A 22,450-nucleotide genomic window follows, 5' to 3' on the forward strand; every position below is an offset into this window, starting at 1 on the left:
ACAGCTTTACGCCTCCTTTCGAGGAGCAACGACGACGGTGATGTGGGAAGTACGCTTCAGAATACGAGAAGCGGAACCCTTGGCGCGGGGACGGATGCGCTTAAGCGTCGGACCCTCGTCAACATAGGCAGCGGCGACAACCAGGTTGTCGGCACGCAGACCGTTGTTGTTCTCGGCGTTCGCAACGGCGGAACGGAGAACCTTCTCGACATCCACGGCGACGGCGCGGTCGCAGAAGTGGAGGATGTCGAAGGCCTGAGCGACAGGCTTGCGGCGGATCAAATCGACCACCAGGCGGGCCTTGCTGGGGGAAACACGCACGTACTTAGCGACGGCGCGAACCTCGGTGGCCTCAGTTTCAATAGACTTAGTTGCCATTTACGGTTAACCCCCTATTTGGCCTTGTGGCCACGGAACGTACGAGTCGGCGCGAACTCGCCGAGCTTGTGACCAACCATGGACTCGGTAACATACACGGGCACATGCTTGCGGCCGTCGTGGACGGCGATGGTGTGACCAACCATCTCGGGGAAGATGGTGGACGCGCGGGACCAGGTCTTCACGACGTCCTTCTTGCCAGCCTCGTTCATCGCGGTGATACGCGAGAGAAGGCGAGTCTCCACGAACGGGCCCTTTTTGAGACTTCTGCTCATAAGTGCTTTCTCCTAAAACTCGGTATCCGAAATTACTTCTTACGGCGACGAATGATGTGCTGGTTCGAGACCTTCTTCTTCTTGCGCGTACGAAGGCCCTTCGTCGGCTTACCCCAGGGGGTAACAGAGGGACGACCAGAGGTGTGGTTCTTGCCCTCGCCACCGCCGTGCGGGTGGTCGACAGGGTTCATGACGGTACCGCGGACGGTCGGGCGCACGTTCATGTGACGCTTACGGCCGGCCTTGCCGATGACGATGTTGGCGTGATCGGCGTTGCCGACCTCACCGACGGTGGCGCGGCAGGTAACGAGGATGCGGCGCATCTCGGAGGAAGGCATACGGACGATAGCGTACTTGCCCTCCTTACCCATCAGCTGACAGGAGTTACCGGCGGAACGGGCGATAGCAGCGCCCTTGCCCGGCTGGAACTCGACGGCGTGGATGAGCGTACCGACGGGGATGTCGGCGAGGGGCAGAGCGTTGCCCGGCTTGATGTCGGCGTCAGAACCGGACATGATGGTCTGACCGACCTCGAGGCCCTTGGGGGCCAGGATGTAGCGCTTCTCACCGTCAGCGTAGTGCAGCAGAGCGATGCGAGCGGAACGGTTCGGATCGTACTCGATCGTGGCAACCTTGGCGGGCACGCCGTCCTTGTTGCGCTTGAAGTCGATCACGCGGTAACGACGCTTCACGCCGCCGCCCTGGTGGCGGGTGGTGATGCGACCGTTGTTGTTACGACCGGCCTTCTTGGGCAGGGGCTCGAGAAGAGACTTCTCGGGCTTGGTGCAGGTGATCTCGGAGAAGTCGGAGATCGTCTGCCAACGCCTACCAGCGGAGGTCGGCTTAAGGTGCTTTACAGCCATTACAATCCCTTTCAATAGGAATCCGTTAGCCATCGCAGACAGGGATTCGAGGTTCTGCCTCGGGTGCGATGACACCGGACGTATACACGGTTCCGGGCGTGTCCATTTTATACTCCCAAAACCTTGAGCTCTCGCCTCCCCTATTTGGGAGGCATGAGCTCACTCAACAGCAGCGAGTCTTAGGCCTGGTTGCCAAAGACCTCGATGGTGTCGCCCTCGGCCAGCGTGACGATGGCCTTCTTCCAAGAACGGGTCTTGCCGGCGACATAGCGCACGCGCTTGGTCTTGGGCTTGACCGTCAGGGTGTTCACGCGAACGACCTTGACGCCGAAGATCTCCTCGACAGCGTCCTTGATCTGATACTTGTTAGCATCCTTGGCGACCTCGAACGTGTACTTGTTCTGCTCCATGCCGGAGAAGGAACGCTCGGACACGATCGGACGGATGATGATCTCGTGGGCGGTCATTTATGCAAGCACCTCCCCGAAGTGAGCGGCGATGTCGGCGGGCATCAGCACGGCGTTGTTGTTGACGAGGTCGTAGGTGTTGGCCTCGTCGGCGGTGATGATGAACGTCTTGGGAATGTTGCGGAACGACAGGTAGGCGTTGACGTCCTCATCGCGAACGATGATGGTCAGACGCTTGCCCTCAAGGCCGAGAGCCTTGAGCATGGCGACGGCAGCCTTGGTGGAAGGCTTCTCGAAGCCGTAGTCGTCGACGAGCACGAGCTCGCCATCGGCCAGCTTGGCGGACAGCGCGGAGCGCATAGCCAGCTTGACCTCCTTGTTGTTCATACGCTTAGCGTAGGAACGGGGCTTGGGGGCGAAGACGACGCCACCGTGACGCCACTGGGCAGCACGGATGGAACCCTGGCGGGCACGGCCAGTACCCTTCTGACGCCAAGGCTTCTTGCCGCCACCGGAAACCTCAGAGCGACCCTTAGCAGACTGGGTGCCCTGACGCCAAGAGGCCATCTGGCACTTGACGATGTGGTGCATAACGTGGATGTTCGGCTCGATGCCGTACACCTCAGCGGCGAGCTCGGCCTCGGCGACCTTCTTGCCCTCGCTGTTCTTTACTTCAAACTTTGCCATTTAAGTGTTCTCCTTGGTATGACGCTGGGCTAAATGGGCTGGGCCCTTAGGCCATACGGATGGCGACGAGACCATTCTTGGCACCCGGGACAGCGCCCTTGACCAAGATGAGGTTCTGCTCGGCATCGATGCGGACAACGGAAAGGTTCTTGACGGTAACGCGCTCGTTACCCATGTGACCGGCCATCTTGACGCCCTTGAGGACGCGCGCAGGATAGGCGCACTGACCGATAGAACCGGGGTGACGCTGGAAGTGAGAACCATGCGTCATAGGACCGCGGCGCTGACCCCAGCGCTTGATGCGACCCTGGAAGCCCTTACCCTTGGAGGTGCCGATGACGTCGACCTTCTCGACATCAGCGAAATCAGCGACGGTAACGACCTCGCCGACCTTGTGCTCCTCGCCGTTCTCGACGCGGACCTCACGAAGGAAGCGGACAGGCTCGACGCCAGCCTTGGCGAAGTGACCAGCCATGGGCTTGTTCACGTTCTTGGCCTTGATGTCGCCGAAACCGATCTGGACGGCGTCATAGCCGTCGGTTGCCTGAGTTTTAACCTGCGAGACAGCGCAGGGGCCAGCCTGGATGACCGTGACGGGAACGACGTTGTCGTTCTCGTCCCAAACCTGGGTCATGCCAATCTTGCGGCCGAGAATCATGCTGATCAAGATATGATCCCAACTCTCGCGTGGTCTTGGGACAATGCGTACACCACCGAGCGTACGCCCCTAGAGGACCACTACTTACACGACGTGCTCCCCAGCCTTGTATTGTGCCCGAACTACCTGACAACCCTATTAAGCAGGCATTTTGTCCAGCCAGAATACTCCCCTGGTTTCACACAGCTGTTTAGTATACACGGCTGCGGGCGTATCCATCGAGATTCATATTTCACTCACATTGTTTACGCAGGTAAAGTGCGTGGAGTCGCCTGGGCTTTGGCGGAGGGGCGGGCCCGAGACTAATTAAGGTTGCTGCTCTACAGTCCTGCTCACGACGGAGAGCACATTAAGTGCTCTCCTGTTCGTGCGGAACTCGCGACAACCTTAATTAGTCTCGGGCCCGCCCCTCCGCCAAAGCTCGGGAGACGACACGTTGATGTCTGCTTAACCCTGCTCGCTCAGCTAATTACCTTGTTGGGGGTCCACTATTTGCTGGAGGGTGAACTTACATTGCATTGGCTCGCCTTCTACTTGTGGCTTCGCCTCATCGAAATCGAAGATCATGATGGCACAGTTGGGGAGTTTTGCTGGGAGCTCAAAGCCCTCTGGGGCTGCGGCCTTGATGAATTGGCGGCTGGCGCTGCCGTGGCTTACTGCTAGGAGGGTCTCGATATCCTCGGCGCTTATGAGATTGGTGAGGGTGGCTACCATGCGTTCTTGCAACGCTTTGCTTCCCTCTCCTCCAAAGGGGACCAAATCCTCGCCCGGATCCCAGACGTCGATGGGCAGGGCGTCGTGGGGGCCTTCTTCGAAGGTACCGTAGCTGCGCTCGATGATGCCTTCGCAGGGTTCGACGGCTGCGTCCGGGCCGAGGAGTTCGGTTGCGATGAGACTTGCCGTGTCCATGGCTCGGCCTAAGGGCGATGAGACCACTTTGTCGGGGACGACGTCGTGGCCCTTGAGCCATGCGGCCGCCATTCCCGCTTGTTTGCGGCCTAGGTCGGTCAACGGTGAATCACAGCGGCCCTGGACCAGCTTTTTGACGTTGAATTCCGTCTGGCCATGGCGGAGCAGATACAGCCTCTTCATGTTCTCCCCTTCTGCATACATTACTTTGCCGACACAGCCCTACTCGTGGGCATGGCCTACGTAGTCTTCGTCAATCGTAATCTTGGCAATCGACTTAGGATATTCGGATTCGACCCTCTGGGCCAGCGTGTGCTTTACGTCTTCGGCACTCATCTGCAGATCCGAGGGACGCACGCAGTCAAAGATCACGTTGGTGTGCGTAGGGCCCGGCACGCAGCGCAAGTCGTGAATCGAAAGGCGGCTATCGATCTGTTGAGCCATAGCGTTAATGCACAAACGCATGCTCGCCACCTTGGGGTCGTCGGTCACGATGGGGTCGTAATGGAGCGTGACGATCATGCCGTCTTCGTCCTTAAACGACTGTTCGATGTTATCGAGCGTGTCATGGCTCTCTAGTGGACTGACCTCAGCTGCCATCTCGGCGTGGGCGCTCGCAAACTTCCTGCCCGGACCGTAATCGTGAACCATCAGGTCATGCACGCCCAAAACACCGGGATAACTCATGATCTTGCCACGGATATGCTTGACCAGTTTGGGGTCTGGTGCCTGGCCCAAAAGCGGGCTCACCGTATCTTGGATAAGCTCAAAGCCGCTCCAGCCAATATAGGCGCCAACGGCAAGGCCGACCCAGGCATCAAGATTGACATACGTCACCTGAGAAACAATCGCACATGCCAGCACAGCACCCGTGGCAAGAACATCGTTCTTGGAATCCTGAGCCGTCGCATGCAGCGTCTCGGACTCAATACGGTCGCCGAGCTTTTGGTTGAGGGCCGCCATCCACAGCTTAATGACCATCGAAAGCAGCAGGACCGCAACCAGGGCAAGCGAGAACTCAACTGGCTCGGGATGGATGATGCGTTCAACCGAGGATTTGATTAGCTCAAGGCCGATGAGCAGCACGAGCGCCGCCACGACCAGGCCCGAGAGATACTCGTAGCGTCCATGTCCGTAAGGATGCTCAGGGTCCGCCGGCTTACTCGCCAGCTTAAAGCCAAGCACGCTCACGATGTTTGAGCTGGCGTCGGACAGGTTGTTCATGGCGTCCGCCACGATTGAAACCGACCCCGACAGCACGCCAATTACGCCCTTTGCAGCGCAAAGTGCCACATTGGCGATAATACACACCACGCCCGTCAACGTGCCCACGCGCGCACGGTCACCTTGTGCTCGTTTAACAATCCACTCGACCATCTTTACCTGCCCCCAACAGCGTTACTCATACACCCGTTTGTCGAATAGCTCAGTAGTGTAGACCCTTTACAGCATCGATACAAAAAGGCCGCAACCCAAAGGGCTGCGGCCTTATCAATCGTGCGATCGAGCAAAAAGCTTAGAGCTTGATGTCGATATCGACACCAGCGGGAAGGTCGAGACGCATGAGCGAATCAACGGTGCCCGAGGTGGGGTCGAGGATGTCGATGAGGCGCTTGTGGGTGCGCATCTCGAACTGCTCACGGGAGTCCTTGTTCACGTGCGGCGAGCGGATGACCGTGTACAGGTTGCGCTCGGTGGGCAGGGGGACAGGACCGGAAACGCGAGCACCGGTCTTCTGAGCGGTCTCGACGATGAGCTTCGCGGACTGATCGACGACCTCGTGATCATAGCCCTTGAGGCGAATGCGGATCTTCTGGGTAGCCAACTTAAACCTCCAAAGAGTGCGAGAGATGTTCTCGCGGATTACGTAACAGGGAGCTCGAACTTAGGCGTTCTTGCTCATGACCTCGTCCACGATGGACTTGGGCGCGGGCTCATAAGAGTCGAACTGCATCGTGTAGGATGCACGGCCCTGGGTCTGGGAGCGAAGGTCGGTAGCGTAACCGAACATCTCGCCCAGCGGCACCTTGGCACGGATGAGCTTGCTGTTCTTGCGATCTTCCATGCCCTCGATCTTGCCGCGGCGACCGGAGAGGTTGCCCATAACGTCGCCCATGTACTGCTCGGGGGTCTCGACCTCAACAGCCATGATCGGCTCGAGCAGCTGCGGGTCAGACTTCTTGAGAGCGTCCTTGATAGCCATGGAACCGGCGATCTTGAAGGCGGCCTCGGAGGAGTCGACCTCGTGGTAAGAACCGTCGAACAGGGTGACCTTAACGTCGAGGACCGGGAAGCCGGCGATAACACCGGTGTTCAGGGCCTCCTGGATGCCCTTGTCGATGGACGGGATGTACTCCTTGGGCACGACGCCGCCGACGATAGCGTTGACGAACTCGTAGCCGAAGCCCTCCTCCATCTTCTCGAGCTTGATGACGGCGTGGCCGTACTGACCGCGACCGCCGGACTGACGGACGAACTTGCCCTCAGCCTTCTCGACGTCGTGACCAGCGGTCTCGCGGTAGGCAACCTGGGGCTTACCGACGTTAGCGTCAACCTTAAACTCGCGGAGCAGACGGTCGACGATGATCTCGAGGTGCAGCTCGCCCATGCCGGCGATGATGGTCTGGCCGGTCTCGTGGTTGGTGGACACCGTAAAGGTCGGGTCCTCCTCGGCGAGCTTGGTCAGAGCCAGGGACATCTTGTCCTGCTCGGCCTTGGTCTTGGGCTCAATGGCAACGTCGATAACGGGCTTAGCGAACTCGATCTTCTCGAGGACGATCTCCTTGCCCTCGGTGCACAAGGTGTCACCGGTGGTGGAGTTCTTGAAGCCGACGCAAGCGACGATGTCGCCGGCAGCAGCGTCATCACGGTCGATACGCTCGGCGGCGTTCATCTCGAGGATGCGGCCGAGGCGCTCGCGCTGACCGTTGGAAGCGTTGACAACGTAGGAGCCGGACTCGGCACGACCGGAGTAAACGCGGACGTAGGTGAGCTTACCGACGAACGGGTCGGTCATGATCTTGAAGACCAGGCCGGAGAAGGGCTCGTCGAAGTCAGGATGACGCTCGATCTCCTCGCCGGTGTCCGGATCGGTACCGGTGACGGCCTTGACGTCGAGCGGGCTGGGCAGGTAGTCGACAACAGCGTCGAGCAGCTCCTGAACGCCCTTGTTCTTGTAGGCGGAACCCACGAAGACGAGGTTGAGCTCGTTGGCCAGAACGCCCTTGCGCAGAGCGGCCTTGAGCTCCTCGACGGTGAAGTCCTCCTCCATGAGGATCTTCTCCATGAGCTCGTCATCAAAGCTGGCAGCGGCGTCGAGGAGCTCCTCGCGCTTGGTGGCAACGATGTCAGCGAACTCAGCCGGGATCTCGTCCATCGGCTCGGGGTAGGTCATGCCCTTCTCGTCGGCCTTAAAGTCCCAAGCGGTCATGGTGACGAGGTCGATGACGCCCCAGAAGTTGTCCTCGGCGCCCATCGGGACCTGAGCGGCCACGGCGTTAGCGTCGAGACGATCCTTCATGGTCTCGATAGCGTTGAAGAAGTCAGCGCCCACGCGGTCATACTTGTTGATGAAGGCGATGCGGGGGACGTTGAAGGTAGAAGCCTGACGCCAAACGGTCTCAGACTGGGGCTGAACGCCGGCAACGGCGTCGAAGACGGCGACAGCGCCATCGAGGACGCGCAGGCAGCGCTCGACCTCGGCGGTGAAGTCAACGTGGCCCGGGGTGTCGATGATCTGGATGCGGTAGTCCTTACCGTCCTTGTTCCAGAAGCACGTAGTAGCAGCGGAGGTAATGGTTACGCCGCGCTCCTGCTCCTGAACCATCCAGTCCATGGTGGCAGCGCCCTCATGGACCTCACCGATCTTGTGGGTCTTACCGGTGTAGTAAAGAATACGCTCGGTCGTGGTGGTCTTACCAGCATCGATGTGAGCCATGATGCCGATGTTACGGGTATCGGAAAGCTTGTACTTAGGCTTAGCCATGTTAGTTCCTTACCTTAAACTTACCAACGATAGTGAGAGAACGCACGGTTGGCCTCGGCCATCTTGAAGACGTCCTCACGCTTCTTGACGGAAGCACCCAGGCCGTTGGAGGCGTCGAGGATCTCGTTAGCGAGACGCTCGGCCATGGTCTTCTCCTTGCGAGCGCGGGAGAAGTTGACGATCCAGCGGATACCCAGAGCGGTGGAACGACGGGAGTTGACCTCCATCGGGACCTGATAGGTAGCGCCACCGACACGCTTGGGCTTAACCTCGAGCGTGGGCTTGACGTTGTCCATAGCCTTCTTGAAGGTAGCGAGAGCGTCGCCGCCCTCGGACTTCTCGGCAACGATCTCGAAAGCGGTGTAAACGATGCGCTCAGCGGTGGCCTTCTTGCCGTCAAGAAGGACCTTGTTGATGAGCTGAGTCACCAGGCGGTTGTTGTAAACGGCGTCAGGCTGAACCTCACGACGATTAGCTGCTGCACGACGCGGCATGTGAAATCTCCTTAAGTGTCTACCGTGCGGCGCTCAAGACGGCACACGGCGAAAGTATCAAAACGTTATCTGGCTTATTTGGCCTTGGGGCGCTTAGCACCGTACTTGGAACGGGCCTGCATACGGTTCTGGACCGGAGCAGCGTCATAGGCGCCACGGATGACGTGATAACGGACACCAGGGAGGTCACGGACACGACCGCCACGGACGAGCACGATGGAGTGCTCCTGCAGGTTGTGGCCCTCACCCGGGATGTAAGCGGTAACTTCGATGCCGTTGACGAGGCGAACACGGGCAACCTTACGAAGAGCCGAGTTCGGCTTCTTGGGGCTCGTGGTGAAGACGCGGGTGCACACGCCACGCTTCTGGGAGTTGTGCTGCAGAGCAGCGTTCTTGGACTTCTTGGGCACGGAACGGCGGCCCTGGCGAACCAGCTGGTTAATAGTAGGCAAAGCGTACTCCTTCTCGAATGATTCCAGCTTTCTGTAAAGTGCAACGGCTTGAATCGAGGGGTCAGCATCCCCCTACGAAACACGCAGTTCGATAGGATACGTGGCGTTAGCTGTGCCGTCAACAGACCACGCCGCCGGGCGTATCCCAAAATTGGCACATTTCCGCAAAGCCTACACAAACGGAATCCCCTCCTGTGCGCGGGGGTGGACTCCCGGTCCGGGCGGCCCGCTGTTTAAGTTTGCTGCTCTACAGTCCTGCGCAAGACGGAAAGCACATTAAGTGCTTTCCTTTGCGTGCGGAACTCGCGACAAACTTAAACAGCGGGCCGCCCGTTCCGGGAATCCGACGTGCTCGTCGGGGCAACGTTCCTCACCAAAAAAGACCCGCTCCCCTGTTGGGAAGCGGGTCTTTGGAAGGGCGGTTAACGTACTAGGAAATTACTCCTCGTCGTTGTCCTTGGCCTCTTCGGCGTCATCGGTGTCTACGAGCTGGTTGAGCAGCTCGTCGAGGGAAGCCATGTCCTCGTTGATGGCACCGTTGGCGGGAGCCTTCTTGTCGTCGATCGGAGCGCCCAGGAGCTCCTCCTCGTCGTCGGCGTGATGCGTCGGAGCGGAGGTGCCCAGCAGGATGTCGTCCGGACCGTCGGGGCTAAAGACCATCTGCAGCAGCTGCGAGAGGTCTTCCTCGTCGGCGACGTCGTCGTTGTTCTCGAGGATGTAGAGCAGGTCGTGGGCCTCCAGACCGTCACGGAGCTCCTCGATCGCCTTGGCACCGATACCATCGATGCGCAGCAGATCCTCCTCGGACTTGCCGACCAGGTCGCCGACCGTCTCGATGCCGACCTCGCTGAACTTGTTGGTCCAGCGCTGCGACACGCCCAGGTCGTCGAACAGGTACAGGCGAGCCTTCTCGGCGGAGATGGTGTGGCCGTTGCGGGTGAACGAACCGTCAGCACCACCGAACTCATCGTAGCCGGCCCAGTCGAGCTGCTGCGGGAGCTGCTCGTCCAGGTCCTTGAGCTCCACAGGAGCCCACTCGGGCAGCGACTTGGCGTTGGGCGAAGCCGGGCCGTCGATGTCCACGTAGCCGTCGGCCGTGCGATACGTCAGCTTGGCGTTGGCGTACGGCTTGAGGCCGGTACCAGCCGGGATCTTCTTACCGACGATGACGTTGGACTTAAGGTCGAGCAGGTGGTCGACCTTGCCCTCGATGGCAGCCTCGGTAAGGACGCCAGCGGTACGGATGAACGAAGCGCTCGACAGCCAGGAGTCGATGTTGGACGCGACCTTGAGCGTACCCAGGATGACGGGCTCGGCCACGGGAGCCTGACCGCCCAGGCGGGCAACGCGCTCAACCTCGTCGGCGAACTCATAGCGGTCGACGTACTGACCAAGCAGGTACTTGGAGTCGCCGGGGTTGGTAATCTGAACGCGACGCAGCATCTGACGTGCGAGCACCTCAATGTGCTTGTCGTTCAGGTCGACGCCCTGGCTGGTGTAGACGTCCTTGACGCTCTCGACGAAGGTGTGCATCGTCGACTCGATGTCGGTCAGCTTGCGCAGGTTGCGGAAGTTGACGAAGCCCTTGGTGATCTGGTCGCCGGCGCGAACCTCGCAGCCGTCCTCGATCTCGGGCATGAAGCGCACCGAAGCGGGGACGCGACGCTCGTCGAGAACACGGGTGTGATCCTCGGAGTCGGTGAGCGTCAGCACGTACTCGGACTTCTCGGGCTTAATCGAGAGGTGACCGGAGTACGGAGCCAGCTCGGCCTCGCGACCCAGAATCTTCTCGTTGACGTTGCCGACGATATCGAACATACGGCTGACCGTAGGCAGACCCTGCGTAATATCGTCGACGCCAGCGACGCCGCCGGAGTGAATGGTACGCATCGTAAGCTGCGTACCGGGCTCGCCGATGGACTGGGCGGCAATAATGCCGACGGCAGTACCGATGGCGACCGGACGACGGGTGGAAAGATCCCAACCGTAGCACTTCTGGCACACGCCGTACTTGGAGCGGCAGGTGAGCAGCGCGCGAAGCTTGACCTTCTTAAGGCCCGCATCGACCATCTTCTGGATGTCGGCGACCTTCTCGATGTAGCCATCCTGCTCAAAGAGCACGGTGCCATCGGGAGCCACGACATCCTCAATGAAGCAACGGCCGACGAGGTCGGTGTTGAGGTCGGTGGTGCCGGGGATGATGAGGTTGTAGGTGACGCCCTCGTGCGTACCGCAGTCCTCCTCGCGGACGATGACGTCCTGGGCCACGTCGACCAGACGACGGGTCAGGTAACCAGAGTCCGAGGTGTGGGATGCGGTATCGACCAGGCCCTTACGGGCGCCGTAGGTCGAAATGAAGTACTCGAGCGGCAGCAGACCCTCGCGGAAGTTCGCCTTAATGGGAAGGTCGATCGTCTCGCCGGACATGTCTGCCATCAGGCCACGCATGCCGCCGAGCTGACGCAGCTGGGTCTTAGAACCACGGGCGCCGGAGTCGGCCATCATGTACAGCGGGTTCTCCTCGTCGAACATGTCGAGCATGAGCGCTGCAACCTTATCGGTACAAGCGGTCCACTCGTTAACGACTTCGATGTGGCGCTCCGTCTCGTTGATGAAGCCCTCCTCGAAGTACTCGTTGATCTGGTCGACGTTGGCCTGGGCGCGGTCGAGCAGCTCCTGCTTCTCGGCAGGGATGAGAGCATCCCACACCGAGATGGTGAGGCCGGCGCGGGTAGCGTAGTGGAAGCCGGAGTACTTGATGGCGTCGAGGATCGGGCCGACCTTGGCCTCGGGGTAACGATCGCAGCAGTCCGCAACCAGCTTGGCCACATCGCCCTTGACCATCTTGTAGTTCATGAACTCGTAGTCTTCGGGCAGGCACTGGCGGTTGAAGATGATGCGGCCGATAGAGGTCTCGAAGCGCGCGGTCTTGTTGCCGGTGACGTCGTAGTCGACGAACTCGTTCTTGCCGTTCTTAACGCGGAAGATACGGGTGCCGTCCTCGTTGATGACGTTGGCGTTCTCGGCGGACACGCGGACCTGAATCTTGGCCTGCATGTCGACCTCGGAGCGGCAGTCATAGGCGTGCAGCGCGTCGTCGAAGCTCGAAAACACGTGGTTCTCGCCCGGCAGGCCGTCGCGAACCTGGGTGAGGTAGTACACACCGATGATCATGTCCTGCGAGGGAATGTTGACCGGCTTGCCGGATGCCGGCGAGCGCAGGTTGTTCGCAGAGAGCATGAGCACGCGAGCCTCGGCCTGAGCCTGGCTGGACAGCGGCACGTGGACAGACATCTGGTCGCCGTCGAAGTCGGCGTTGAAGGGCGAGCAGACCAGCGGGTGCAGGTGGATAGCCTTGCCCTCGACCAGCACCGGCTCAAAGGCCTGGATGGACAGACGGTGCAGAGTCGGTGCACGGTTGAGCAGCACGACGCGGCCGTCGATGACCTCTTCGAGGATGTCCCACACAAAGGTGGCACCGCGGTCGATGGCGCGCTTGGCGCCCTTGATGTTCTCGACCTTGCCGAGCTCGACCAGGCGCTTCATTACGAAGGGCTTGAAGAGCTCCAGCGCCATGGTCTTAGGCAGACCGCACTGGTGCAGCAGCAGCTTGGGGTCGGTAACGATAACCGAACGGCCGGAGTAGTCGACACGCTTACCCAGCAGGTTCTGACGGAAACGACCCTGCTTGCCCTTGAGGGCCTCGGCGAGCGACTTGAGCGGGCGACCGCCACGGCCAGAGACCGGGCGACCACGACGGCCGTTGTCGAACAGGGCGTCCACGGACTCCTGGAGCATGCGCTTCTCGTTGTTCACGATGATCGCGGGGGCGTCCAGGTCGAGCAGGCGCTTGAGTCGGTTGTTACGGTTGATCACGCGACGATACAGGTCGTTGAGGTCGGACGCAGCGAAGCGGCCGCCGTCGAGCTGGACCATCGGGCGCAGATCGGGCGGAATGACCGGGATGACGTCCAGGATCATGTTCGCGGGGCTGTTGCCGCCCTTCAGGAAGGCGTCAACGACCTCGAGGCGCTTGACGGCCTTCTCGCGCTTCTGCTTCTGGGAGTCCTCGTCGGCGATGATGGCCTTGAGCTTCTCGGCCTCGGAGGGGAGGTCGATGGCAGCGAGCAGGTCGCGGACGGCCTCGGCACCCATGCCACCCTTGAAGTACATGGAGTAGTAGCGGGTCATCTCGCGGAACAGCGGCTCATCGGAGATGAGGTCGCGCTCGGTGAGCTTCATGAAGGCGTTGAAGGCGTCTGTGCGGAGCTGCTTCTCGTCCTTGCACTCTTCCTCGATGTCGACGATGCCAGAGGCGATCTCCTCGGGGGTCAGCGGCTCCTCGTCGGAGAACTCGTCAAAGTTCTCGGGGTCGCCCTGCTCCTTGAGGGACTCGATCTGGCGGGCGCACTCGGCATCGATCTCTTCCAGATCGGCAGCGAGCTCCTCGCGCAGGTCGTCGGCGTCGGCCTCGCGAGCCTCGTAGTCAACCTCGGTGATGATGTAGCTGGCAAAGTACAGAACCTTCTCGAGGTCCTTGGACTTGATGTCGAGCATACGGCTCATCGGGAAGCTCGTGGGGCTCTTGAAGTACCAGATGTGGGACACCGGAGCGGCGAGCTCGATGTGGCCCATGCGGTCGCGACGCACCTTGGCCGAGGTGACCTCGACGCCGCAGCGCTCGCAGACGATGCCCTTAAAGCGGATGCCCTTGTACTTGCCACAGGAGCACTCCCAGTCCTTGGCGGGACCGAAGATCTTCTCGCAGAACAGGCCGTCCTTCTCGGGCTTGAGGGTACGGTAATTGATGGTCTCCGGCTTCTTGACCTCACCGTGCGACCAGGAACGGATCTGGTCGGCGGAGGCAAGGGAGATCTTTACCGAGTCAAAATCAGTAGCTTCGAAATCTGCCACAGTCAACTACTCCTTATCAGTGGTCGTGGCGGCGACGGCCTCGGGTGCCTCGGCGGTCTCGGCATCCTGGGCCTCGACGTCGGCGTCAATGCCAGCGAGCGCAGCCAGGTCGTCGAGAGCAGAGGTCTCCTCGGCGGTCACAGGGGCGGAGGCGTCCTCGTCGGCATCGTGCATGGGCTCGATGTCCAGCGCGAGGGAGCGAATCTCCTTAACGAGAACCTTGAAGGACTCGGGGATACCCGGGACAGGAACGTTCTCGCCCTTGACGATGGACTCGTAGGTCTTGACGCGGCCCACGGTATCGTCGGATTTGACGGTCAGGATCTCCTGCAGGACGTTGGAAGCACCGTAAGCGTACAGTGCCCAAACTTCCATCTCGCCGAAGCGCTGGCCGCCGAACTGAGCCTTGCCGCCCAGAGGCTGCTGGGTAACCAGGCTGTAAGGGCCTGTCGAACGGGCGTGAATCTTGTCGTCGACCATGTGGCCGAGCTTGAGGATGTAGGACGTACCCACGGTAATGGGCTCGCGGAACTCCTCGCCGGTGCGGCCGTCGAACAGGCGGGTCTTGCCGCGCTCGTCAAGCTGGGTGACAAACTCGGGACGCATGTGATCGCCAAAGGCAGCGGTGGCCTTGTTGAGCATGTTCTTGTTGGCACGACGGATGACCTCGGCGATCTCGTCCTCCTTGGCGCCGTCGAAGACGGGCGTCGCGGTGAAGAACGGGCCGGGGACATACTTGTCGGAGTCGGCCTGCTCGGTATCCCAACCGCAGGCAGCAGCCCAGCCAAGGTGGCACTCGAGCAGCTGGCCGACGTTCATACGCGAAGGAACGCCCAGCGGGTTGAGGATAACGTCGATCGGGGTACCGTCAGCCATGTAGGGCATGTCCTCGACCGGCAGAACGTTACAGATAACACCCTTGTTGCCGTGGCGGCCGGCGATCTTATCGCCCTGCTGGATCTTACGACGCTGGGCGACGTAGACGCGCACCTGCTCGTTGACGCCGGGGGCCAGGTCGTCGCCGTTCTCGCGGCTAAAGCGGACGACGTCGATGACGCGGCCGTAAGCGCCGTGAGGCATCTTGAGGGAGGTGTCGCGGACGTCGTGGGCCTTAGCACCGAAGATGGCGCGCAGCAGGCGCTCCTCGGCGGTCAGAGCGCTCTCGCCCTTAGGCGTGACCTTGCCGACCAGGATGTCGCCAGGGCCGACCTCGGCGCCGATGCGGATGATGCCGTCCTCATCGAGGTTGGCAAGCATGTCCTCGGAGAGGTTCGGAATCTCGCGGGTAATCTCCTCGGGGCCGAGCTTGGTGTCGCGGGCGTCGATCTCGTGACGGGTGATGTTGATGGTCGTCAGCAGGTCCTCGGCCACCAGGCGCTCGGACACGACGATACCGTCCTCGTAGTTGAAGCCTTCCCACGGCATGTAGGCCACAGTGAGGTTCTGACCCAGTGCGAGCTCGCCATGATCGGTCGAAGGACCGTCAGCCAGGGGCTCGCCCTGCTCAACGGTGTCACCGACACGCACGAGCGGACGGTGGTTGATGCAGGTGGACTGGTTGGAGCGCTGGTACTTGGCCAGGTGATACTCGTCCATGCCGCCGGCATGCTTGACGATGATCTTGGCGGCGTCGGCAAAGATGACCTCGCCGGCGTTCTTGGCCAGGGTGACCTCGCCGGAGTCCAGGGCGGCGCGACGCTCCATGCCGGTACCGACATAGGGAGCGGCAGGGTGAACCAGCGGCACGGCCTGACGCTGCATGTTAGCGCCCATCAGCGTACGCTTGGCGTCGTCGTGCTCCAGGAACGGAATCAGCGTGGCTGCGACGGAGAGCATCTGACGCGGCGAGACGTCCATGTAGTCGACGTCCTCGACAGGCACGTCGGCGGGAGCGCCGAAGGAGCCGTCGAAGTCGCGGGTACGGGCGATCACGGTGTGCGGACGAACGATCTTGCCCTCGGCATCGGTCGTGATGAACTCGTTGGTCTTGGGATCGAGCGGCGTGTTGGCCGGCGCGATGACGTGCTTCTCTTCCTCGTCAGCGGTCATCCAGTCGATCTGATCGGTGGCAACGCCGTTCTCGACGCGACGGAACGGGGCCTCGATGAAGCCATACTCGTTGACGCGGGCGTAGAGGGCAAGCGAGCCGATCAGGCCGATGTTGGGGCCTTCTGGGGTCTCGATCGGGCACATGCGGCTGTAGTGCGAGTTGTGAACGTCGCGGACGGCCGTCGGCACGTTGGTGCGGCGGCTGGAGCCCGACTTGTGGCCGGCAAGACCGCCAGGGCCGAGTGCGGACAGACGGCGCTTGTGGGTCAGACCGGTCAGGGGGTTCGCCTGGTCCATGAACTGCGAGAGCTGCGAGGAACCGAAGAACTCTTTGATGGAGGCCACGATCGGGCGGATGTTGATGAGCGACTGCGGGGTGATCTCGTCGATGTCCTGGGAGCTCATGCGCTCACGGACGACGCGCTCCATACGGCTCATGCCAATACGGAACTGGTTGGCGACAAGCTCGCCGACGGTGCGGATGCGGCGGTTGCCAAAGTGGTCGATGTCGTCGACCTTGAAACCCTGCTCGCCGGCAGCGAGGGACAGCAGGTAGCGCAGCGTCGCGACGATATCCTCGTCGGTGAGCACCGTGACCTCTTCCTCGGTGGTGAGGTTGAGCTTCTTGTTGACCTTGTAACGACCGACGCGGGCCAGATCGTAGCGCTGCGGGTTGAAGAGCAGGCCCTCGAGCAGGCTGCGGGAGGCATCCACGGTGGGAGGTTCGCCCGGGCGCAGGCGACGGTAGATCTCGATAAGAGCATCCTCGCGGGTAAGGGCGGTATCGCGCTCGAGGGTGCGCTTGATCACATCGGAGTTGCCGAGCAGCTCGATGATATCGTCGTTGGTGACGGCGATGCCAAGGGCGCGTAGGAACATCGTGGCGCTCTGCTTGCGCTTACGGTCGATGGAGACCATGAGCTGATCGCGCTTGTCGACCTCAAACTCGAGCCAGGCACCGCGGGACGGGATAATCTGGGCCTTGTAGATCTGCTTGCCCGAATCCATCTCGGAGCTGTAGTACACGCCCGGGGAGCGGACGAGCTGCGAGACGACGATACGCTCGGTACCGTTGATGATAAAGGTGCCCTGATCGGTCATCATGGGGAAGTCGCCCATAAAGACGAGCTGCTCCTTGATCTCGCCGGTCTCCTTGTTGGTGAGACGGACGTCGGTCAGAAGCGGAGCCTGATAGGTCATGTCCTTCTCGCGGCACTCCTCGACGGTGTGCGCGGGATCGCCGAACTGATGCTCGCCGAAGGTAACCTCGAGAACATGGTTCTGGCTCTGGATGGGGCTGGATTCCTTGAACGCCTCACGAAGGCCCTCGTCCTTAAAACGCTCAAAGGATTCCCTTTGAACAGAGATAAGGTTGGGGAGCTCCATGGCCTCCGGGATTTTCCCGAAGCTGACGCGCTTGCGCTCAGTGGCAGTGTATGCGTAGGTCACCAGGTTTTTCCTCCTTCACGGAAATGCTCGGTGGGTTGGCGAGGCATAGCTTCGCCAGTTATCGCAACCTAATAGTTTATCAGGTACCGACCGTTGGGCAAGAAAAGCCTTGACGCGATTGAGTTTTTGGAGTAGCAAAGTTTTTCAACAGAAAACGAGCAGGTAGATGGTGTTGTATCGAACATGCGTTCATATATTTTCTGTGAACACACACTCCCCTGCAGGACAACGACGGCCTCCCGCAACGGCTTACATGGCCCGCGAACAAAAAACGGGTGCGAACCGAAGTCCGCACCCGTGGCACGTGCTAGTTGCGCTTAAGACCGCCGCGCTCGTCGATGGCGTCCCAGAAGGCATCGGCAAAGCGGGGGTCGCTTGCTGCCATGAGGGCGTTGGTGGCCATCCAGCCAGAGGGAGTGCCGGTGTCGTAGCCCGACAGCGGGTCGATGACAACGGCATACATGGCCTCGCGGTCGAGCGAACGGGCCATGGCGTCGGTCAGCTGGATCTCGCCACCCTTACCGGCCTGCTGGTCGGCAAGCAGGTCCATGACCAGCGGGCTCAGCAGGTAGCGACCGACGATGTACAGGTTGGACGGAGCAGCCTCGGGAGCGGGCTTCTCGACCAGACCGCCGATACGCCAGACAGCGCCCGGCTCAGCATCGGCAACGTCCTCGGCACCCTCGAGCGAACCGACGCGCTCACCGGCGATAACGCCGTAGCGGCTGACCTCCTCGGGCGAGCAAGCAGCGACGGCGATAACCGAAGCGCCACCGTGCTCCTTGGAAACGGCGAGCATCTTGTCGCAGATGTCACGGTTAGGCACAACGTAGTCGCCCAGAAGAACCAGGAAGTTCTCCCCCGCCACGGCGTCGGCAGCAGAGCGAATGGCGTGACCGAGGCCCTTGGGCTCGTACTGATAACGGAAGTCGACCGGCATACCGCCAGCGTGGGCTACGGCATCGGCATAGGCGTTCTTGCCGCGCTCGCGCAGCAGGTTCTCGAGCGAGCGATCGGGCTGGAAGTAGCTCAGCAGCTCGGGCTTACCGGGAGAGGTAACGATGATGGCATCGTCGACCTCCTCGGGCTCGAGCGCCTCCTCGACGACGTACTGAATGACGGGCTTGTCGAGCACCGGCAGCATCTCTTTGGGCGTGCACTTAGTGCCAGGCAGAAAACGCGTGCCAAGACCGGCGGCGGGGATGATTGCCTTCATGTTATTCAAAGATCCTTTCGCAGGCGCAAAAGCGCCCCATGCGTGCGGCACACAGCCGCAGACCAAATTGCGATACTTAAGCATCTTACCGCTGGAACTATATGTCACTACAAGGCAGAGACAATTCTTCAGCAGGTCAACGCAAATTATTGCTCGGATGGTGCAATTTTATTGCCCAACGGCAGGGCACCCGATACGACGCAAATCACAGAACATGGCAGTTTGAGCAACCGATGTCGAGGGACCGAAAAACAAAAAAGACGGGGTTCGCAATGCGAACCCCGTCTGCAAAGAAATCTGGCGAGAAAGCCTGATTACTTGAGGGTAACAGCAGCGCCAGCAGCCTCGAGCTTCTCCTTGGCAGCCTCGGCGTCCTCCTTCTTGGCACCCTCGAGAACAGCCTTGGGAGCGCCCTCGACGACCTCCTTGGCCTCCTTCAGGCCAAGGTTGGTGAGCTCACGGACGGCCTTGATGACCTGGATCTTGTTGTCGCCGAAGCCCTCGAGCACGACGTCAAACTCGGTCTTCTCCTCGGCCTCAGCAGCGCCAGCAGCGGGAGCGGCGACAACGGCAGCAGGAGCAGCGGCGGAAACGCCGAAGGTGTCCTCGATAGCCTTGACGAGCTCGGAAGCCTCGAGAAGGGTCATTTCCTTAAGAGCATCGATGATCTCATCGGTGGTAAGCTTAGCCATTTCTAAGTCCTTTCGGTTTCCGTGTCTGTGCACGGAGATCAGTTAAAACACGGCGCGAATGCGCCAGGGGTGCGGCGTTGCCGCCGCGGGTGAAAACAGCGACTAGGCTGCCTTCTGCTCGGAAACCTGCTGGATCGAACGAGCGAGACCAGAGGAAACGCCGTTGACGCAGACAGCGATGTCGCGAGCGAAACCGGAGATGAGACCGGCGATCTGGCCGAGAAGCTGATCCTTGGTGGGCAGCTCGGCGATAGCCTTAACATCATCAGCGGAAACGGCCTTGCCGTCGGAGATACCGCCCTTGATCTCAAGGACGCCCTTGGACTTAGCAGAGAAGTCCTTGAGGGCCTTAGCGGCCTCGACCGGCTCGGTCTCGTAGAACACATAAGCGACGGGGCCGGCGAGAATCTCGTCGAGCTCGGGCTGCTCCTGGTTCTTGAGAGCGATTTTGACCAGGTTGTTCTTGTAGACCTTCATCTCAGCGCCGCACTCGCGAAGCTGATGACGCAGCTCCTGAGCCTGCTTAACCGTCAGACCGTTGTAGTTGACGACGAACAGACCGGCGTTCTCGGCGATACGGGACTCGATCTCTGCAACCTTGTCGATTTTGTACTGCTGGGGCATGAATTACACCTCCTCGAATTCTTTCCGGGCACGGTCCGCCACAAGGACGTGACGGGGGCATGTCCAAAAAGAAAGCCCCCGCGCTGCATGAGCGACGGGGGCGAGAAGACATATCTACTCGACCACCTCGGCTGGCGGGATGTCCCATTAAGCTTGCGGGCGAAGCCCGTTTGCACCGGCTGTCTCTGGCAGCGGATTCGTGCGTGAACCGAAAGTATTATGGCGGGGACCCCGGCGTCGGTCAACGGGCGCGAGGATTCGTACACAAACCCTGCATACGCTCCGGCCGGGAGGGGCAGGGCGAGTTTTCCGCTCGGTCAAGTCCTGGGCTCGCACGAAGGCCACATTAAGTGGCCTTCGGCTCGTGCGGAATCTACGGAAAACTCGCCCTGCCCCTCCCGGCCGGAGCTACGTTGCCTTTGCTGCGAATCCTCGTGTCCGTTGAGCGACGCGCCCCACGCATAACCCTTATGTCGGTGGGCTGATGTGTTGCATCCCTGAGGACTACAAAGTCGAAATGAAGGTGGACAGGCGATTTAGGCCTTTGTCTAGGTTTTCGTCGCTTACGCAGTAGCTTAGGCGGATGTGGCCTTCGCAGCCGAAGCAGTCTCCGGGGACTAGGGCTACATTGGCTTCTTCGATGGCTTTGATGCAGAAGTCTTCGCTTGTTAGGCCGAATTGTTTAATGCTGGGGAAGGCGTAGAAGGCTCCTGCTGGTTCTACTGCGTCGAGGCCCATGGCGTCTAAGGCTGCGAGTACGCGCTCGCGGCGGGCTCGGTAGACTTCGAGCATGGGAGTTGGGTCGACGGTGAGGGCTCTGGCTGCGGCGTCCATTTCGAAGGAGACGGCACTCGATACTAAGTATTGGTGAGCTTTTGCGATCTCGGCGATGACGGGGGCTGCGGCTGCGAGCCAGCCCAAGCGCCAGCCGGTCATGGCCCAGGGTTTGGAAAAGCTCTCGATGACCACCGTCTGATCACGCAGCTCCGGGTGTCGCTGGGCAAACCGCTCGTAGCCATCCACATAGACCAGGCGGTTGTATACGTCGTCGCAGACCACGTAGATGCCCGTCTGCTCCGCCGCGCGCGCCACGGCGTCGAGCGAAGCCGCGTTGAGGATACAGCCCGTGGGATTGTTGGGCGAGCAAATGACGATGGCCTTAGTCGCCGGTGTCACGCAGGCGCGAAGGGCGTCCTCGTCAATTTGAAATTGCGCGGGCTCCGTATCCAAAAAGATCGCCTTAGCGTGGTTGGCCACGACGATGCTCTCGTACAGGCCAAAGGCCGGCGTGGGGATAATGACCTCGTCGCCGGGATTGAGCATAGCCATGAATGTTGCCGACAGGGCCTCGGTCGCGCCGTCGGTCAGGATGACCTCGTCGGCAGAAAACGTAAGACCCGCGTCGTCCATGTAGGCAGACAGCGCCTCGCGCAGGGCGGGGCGACCGTTGTTGGGCGGATAGTGTGTGTCACCGCGGTCCAGCGAGGCGGCCACCTCGGCGCTGATCACATCGGGCGTGGGAAAATCGGGCTCGCCAAGCGCGAGCGCGATGCACCCCGGGTGCTGAGCGGCGAGCGCGTTGATCCGGCGAATGCCGGAAGGCTTGAGCGTGGCAAGCGAGGTATTCATGGGCAGGCGCATGGCGTTCCTTTCGTAAGGGTTGCACTAGGATAGCGCGGCGAGGCGCCGCCAGACGGTGTAACCTAAACGGAAACGAACCGGAAAGGAGGCGGCATGGAGACAGATCCGCAGGGCAATAAGCCCAAAACACTGCAGAAGATTGCATACGTCAGTATTCCCAATAGCGCCGATCTTGAGTTTTTGCTCTGGGACCTGCAGGATGCCATCGCGGCCTATGCCCGGCTTTCCGGCACCGCGCTCCCCCGCCCGGTCGACTTGAAGGCGAATGACGCCGATGCCGCCGTCGATGGCATTGTGCTCGCGATTACGGATAAGCCCAACGATGAGGCGGCATCCGCCGCTCAACAAGCACTCGATCGCTTTGGCAATACGGGAACGCGCGTCTATGTCGTCGTTCAAGCCACCTGTGGGCGCACCGAGGAGGCGCACCGGTATATCGAGTGCCTGCGCCAAGCTTGCGAACTCCGTAGGCTAACGTGGTGCGGCGGCGTTGTCATCTGTGCCGGCAGCGGCATCGCGGCGCTTCACCATTCCCCACGCATGGGACTTCTGCGACGGCCGTTTTCCGAAGCGATGGATAAGCTGGTAGGCGCCGTGCGCATGGGCTGCTCGGTTGAGCACGCCCAACGACTCGGCGGCGGCGACACCGGGGATGTCACAGCAGATGGCGTGGTTTTCGCCAAGCCCGCCGTGCCCACGCCAATCTGGCACGCCATCATCAAACGTCTCGGCACCCGCGCTCAATCAACTATCTAAA

Annotated in this window: 19 protein-coding genes; 1 reads left to right on the top strand and 18 read right to left on the bottom strand. The window is 60.7% G+C overall.

The annotated features are described in order from the left end of the window. Nucleotides 1-6: 6 nt before the first annotated feature. The 18 genes from rplV to DXD94_RS03430 all read right to left on the bottom strand — a co-directional run bounded on the left by rplV (nt 7) and on the right by DXD94_RS03430 (nt 21,693). Complete coding sequence (gene rplV / locus DXD94_RS03345; protein ID WP_006235036.1) at nt 7-378, bottom strand: 50S ribosomal protein L22; 372 nt, start codon at nt 376-378, stop codon at nt 7-9. 14 nt (nt 379-392) lie between these two features. Next, a complete protein-coding gene (gene rpsS, locus DXD94_RS03350) occupies nt 393-653 on the bottom strand; it encodes a 30S ribosomal protein S19 (RefSeq protein WP_006235035.1) in 261 nt (86 codons plus the stop codon). Between the two features lie 32 nt (nt 654-685). Next, nucleotides 686-1,516, bottom strand: coding sequence for a 50S ribosomal protein L2 (gene rplB / locus DXD94_RS03355; protein WP_055250219.1), 831 nt, complete (start codon nt 1,514-1,516; stop codon nt 686-688). A 179-nt stretch (nt 1,517-1,695) separates the two neighbouring features. Continuing rightward, complete coding sequence (gene rplW / locus DXD94_RS03360; protein ID WP_006235033.1) at nt 1,696-1,983, bottom strand: 50S ribosomal protein L23; 288 nt, start codon at nt 1,981-1,983, stop codon at nt 1,696-1,698. Beyond that, the gene (gene rplD / locus DXD94_RS03365) at nt 1,984-2,610 is read right to left on the bottom strand and encodes a 50S ribosomal protein L4 (protein ID WP_006235032.1); all 627 of its coding nucleotides are present in this window, start codon (nt 2,608-2,610) and stop codon (nt 1,984-1,986) included. Between the two features lie 46 nt (nt 2,611-2,656). Continuing rightward, on the bottom strand, nt 2,657-3,277 hold the full coding sequence (gene rplC / locus DXD94_RS03370; RefSeq protein WP_089572481.1) for a 50S ribosomal protein L3: 621 nt from the start codon (nt 3,275-3,277) through the stop codon (nt 2,657-2,659). 456 nt (nt 3,278-3,733) lie between these two features. Further along, the gene (locus DXD94_RS03375) at nt 3,734-4,360 is read right to left on the bottom strand and encodes a histidine phosphatase family protein (RefSeq protein WP_158564786.1); all 627 of its coding nucleotides are present in this window, start codon (nt 4,358-4,360) and stop codon (nt 3,734-3,736) included. 39 nt (nt 4,361-4,399) lie between these two features. Further along, entirely contained in the window at nt 4,400-5,554 is a 1,155-nt protein-coding gene (locus DXD94_RS03380; RefSeq protein WP_117743071.1) for a cation diffusion facilitator family transporter, read from the bottom strand. Nucleotides 5,555-5,693: 139 nt separating this feature from the next. Beyond that, on the bottom strand, nt 5,694-6,002 hold the full coding sequence (gene rpsJ, locus DXD94_RS03385; protein WP_022094184.1) for a 30S ribosomal protein S10: 309 nt from the start codon (nt 6,000-6,002) through the stop codon (nt 5,694-5,696). A 60-nt stretch (nt 6,003-6,062) separates the two neighbouring features. After that, nucleotides 6,063-8,162: an elongation factor G gene (gene fusA, locus DXD94_RS03390; RefSeq protein ID WP_117743072.1), complete on the bottom strand. Its 2,100-nt coding sequence runs from the start codon at nt 8,160-8,162 to the stop codon at nt 6,063-6,065. A gap of 20 nt (nt 8,163-8,182) precedes the next feature. Continuing rightward, nucleotides 8,183-8,656, bottom strand: coding sequence for a 30S ribosomal protein S7 (gene rpsG, locus DXD94_RS03395; protein ID WP_006235013.1), 474 nt, complete (start codon nt 8,654-8,656; stop codon nt 8,183-8,185). A 74-nt stretch (nt 8,657-8,730) separates the two neighbouring features. After that, nucleotides 8,731-9,108 (bottom strand): 30S ribosomal protein S12, encoded by a 378-nt coding sequence (gene rpsL / locus DXD94_RS03400; RefSeq protein ID WP_006235012.1) that lies wholly within the window; start codon nt 9,106-9,108, stop codon nt 8,731-8,733. Between the two features lie 438 nt (nt 9,109-9,546). Next, a complete protein-coding gene (locus DXD94_RS03405) occupies nt 9,547-14,022 on the bottom strand; it encodes a DNA-directed RNA polymerase subunit beta' (RefSeq protein WP_199568357.1) in 4,476 nt (1,491 codons plus the stop codon). Nucleotides 14,023-14,028: 6 nt separating this feature from the next. Next, on the bottom strand, nt 14,029-17,520 hold the full coding sequence (locus DXD94_RS03410) for a DNA-directed RNA polymerase subunit beta (protein WP_199568359.1): 3,492 nt from the start codon (nt 17,518-17,520) through the stop codon (nt 14,029-14,031). Between the two features lie 307 nt (nt 17,521-17,827). Further along, on the bottom strand, nt 17,828-18,736 hold the full coding sequence (locus DXD94_RS03415) for a UTP--glucose-1-phosphate uridylyltransferase (protein ID WP_117734321.1): 909 nt from the start codon (nt 18,734-18,736) through the stop codon (nt 17,828-17,830). A gap of 314 nt (nt 18,737-19,050) precedes the next feature. Continuing rightward, a complete protein-coding gene (rplL, locus tag DXD94_RS03420) occupies nt 19,051-19,428 on the bottom strand; it encodes a 50S ribosomal protein L7/L12 (protein WP_006235005.1) in 378 nt (125 codons plus the stop codon). Nucleotides 19,429-19,530: 102 nt separating this feature from the next. Next, the gene (gene rplJ / locus DXD94_RS03425; protein ID WP_089572500.1) at nt 19,531-20,052 is read right to left on the bottom strand and encodes a 50S ribosomal protein L10; all 522 of its coding nucleotides are present in this window, start codon (nt 20,050-20,052) and stop codon (nt 19,531-19,533) included. A gap of 504 nt (nt 20,053-20,556) precedes the next feature. After that, complete coding sequence (locus tag DXD94_RS03430; RefSeq protein ID WP_117763224.1) at nt 20,557-21,693, bottom strand: pyridoxal phosphate-dependent aminotransferase; 1,137 nt, start codon at nt 21,691-21,693, stop codon at nt 20,557-20,559. A 93-nt stretch (nt 21,694-21,786) separates the two neighbouring features. Here DXD94_RS03430 and DXD94_RS03435 point away from each other — a divergent pair, with 93 nt between their 5' ends. Then, a complete protein-coding gene (locus DXD94_RS03435; RefSeq protein WP_117743076.1) occupies nt 21,787-22,449 on the top strand; it encodes a hypothetical protein in 663 nt (220 codons plus the stop codon). The last annotated feature ends 1 nt before the right edge of the window (nt 22,450 follow it).

The organism is Collinsella sp. TM10-22, from assembly GCF_003466125.1.
Taxonomy (GTDB): Bacteria; Actinomycetota; Coriobacteriia; order Coriobacteriales; family Coriobacteriaceae; genus Collinsella.

Bases quoted from the DNA above. Each gene is read 5' to 3' on its own strand.
- rplV (WP_006235036.1), bottom strand. From the start codon at position 378: ATGGCAACTAAGTCTATTGAAACTGAGGCCACCGAGGTTCGCGCCGTC.
- rpsS (WP_006235035.1), bottom strand. From the start codon at position 653: ATGAGCAGAAGTCTCAAAAAGGGCCCGTTCGTGGAGACTCGCCTTCTC.
- rplB (WP_055250219.1), bottom strand. From the start codon at position 1,516: ATGGCTGTAAAGCACCTTAAGCCGACCTCCGCTGGTAGGCGTTGGCAG.
- rplW (WP_006235033.1), bottom strand. From the start codon at position 1,983: ATGACCGCCCACGAGATCATCATCCGTCCGATCGTGTCCGAGCGTTCC.
- rplD (WP_006235032.1), bottom strand. From the start codon at position 2,610: ATGGCAAAGTTTGAAGTAAAGAACAGCGAGGGCAAGAAGGTCGCCGAG.
- DXD94_RS03375 (WP_158564786.1), bottom strand. From the start codon at position 4,360: ATGAAGAGGCTGTATCTGCTCCGCCATGGCCAGACGGAATTCAACGTC.
- DXD94_RS03380 (WP_117743071.1), bottom strand. From the start codon at position 5,554: ATGGTCGAGTGGATTGTTAAACGAGCACAAGGTGACCGTGCGCGCGTG.
- fusA (WP_117743072.1), bottom strand. From the start codon at position 8,162: ATGGCTAAGCCTAAGTACAAGCTTTCCGATACCCGTAACATCGGCATC.
- rpsG (WP_006235013.1), bottom strand. From the start codon at position 8,656: ATGCCGCGTCGTGCAGCAGCTAATCGTCGTGAGGTTCAGCCTGACGCC.
- DXD94_RS03415 (WP_117734321.1), bottom strand. From the start codon at position 18,736: ATGAAGGCAATCATCCCCGCCGCCGGTCTTGGCACGCGTTTTCTGCCT.
- rplL (WP_006235005.1), bottom strand. From the start codon at position 19,428: ATGGCTAAGCTTACCACCGATGAGATCATCGATGCTCTTAAGGAAATG.
- rplJ (WP_089572500.1), bottom strand. From the start codon at position 20,052: ATGCCCCAGCAGTACAAAATCGACAAGGTTGCAGAGATCGAGTCCCGT.
- DXD94_RS03430 (WP_117763224.1), bottom strand. From the start codon at position 21,693: ATGCGCCTGCCCATGAATACCTCGCTTGCCACGCTCAAGCCTTCCGGC.
- DXD94_RS03435 (WP_117743076.1), top strand. From the start codon at position 21,787: ATGGAGACAGATCCGCAGGGCAATAAGCCCAAAACACTGCAGAAGATT.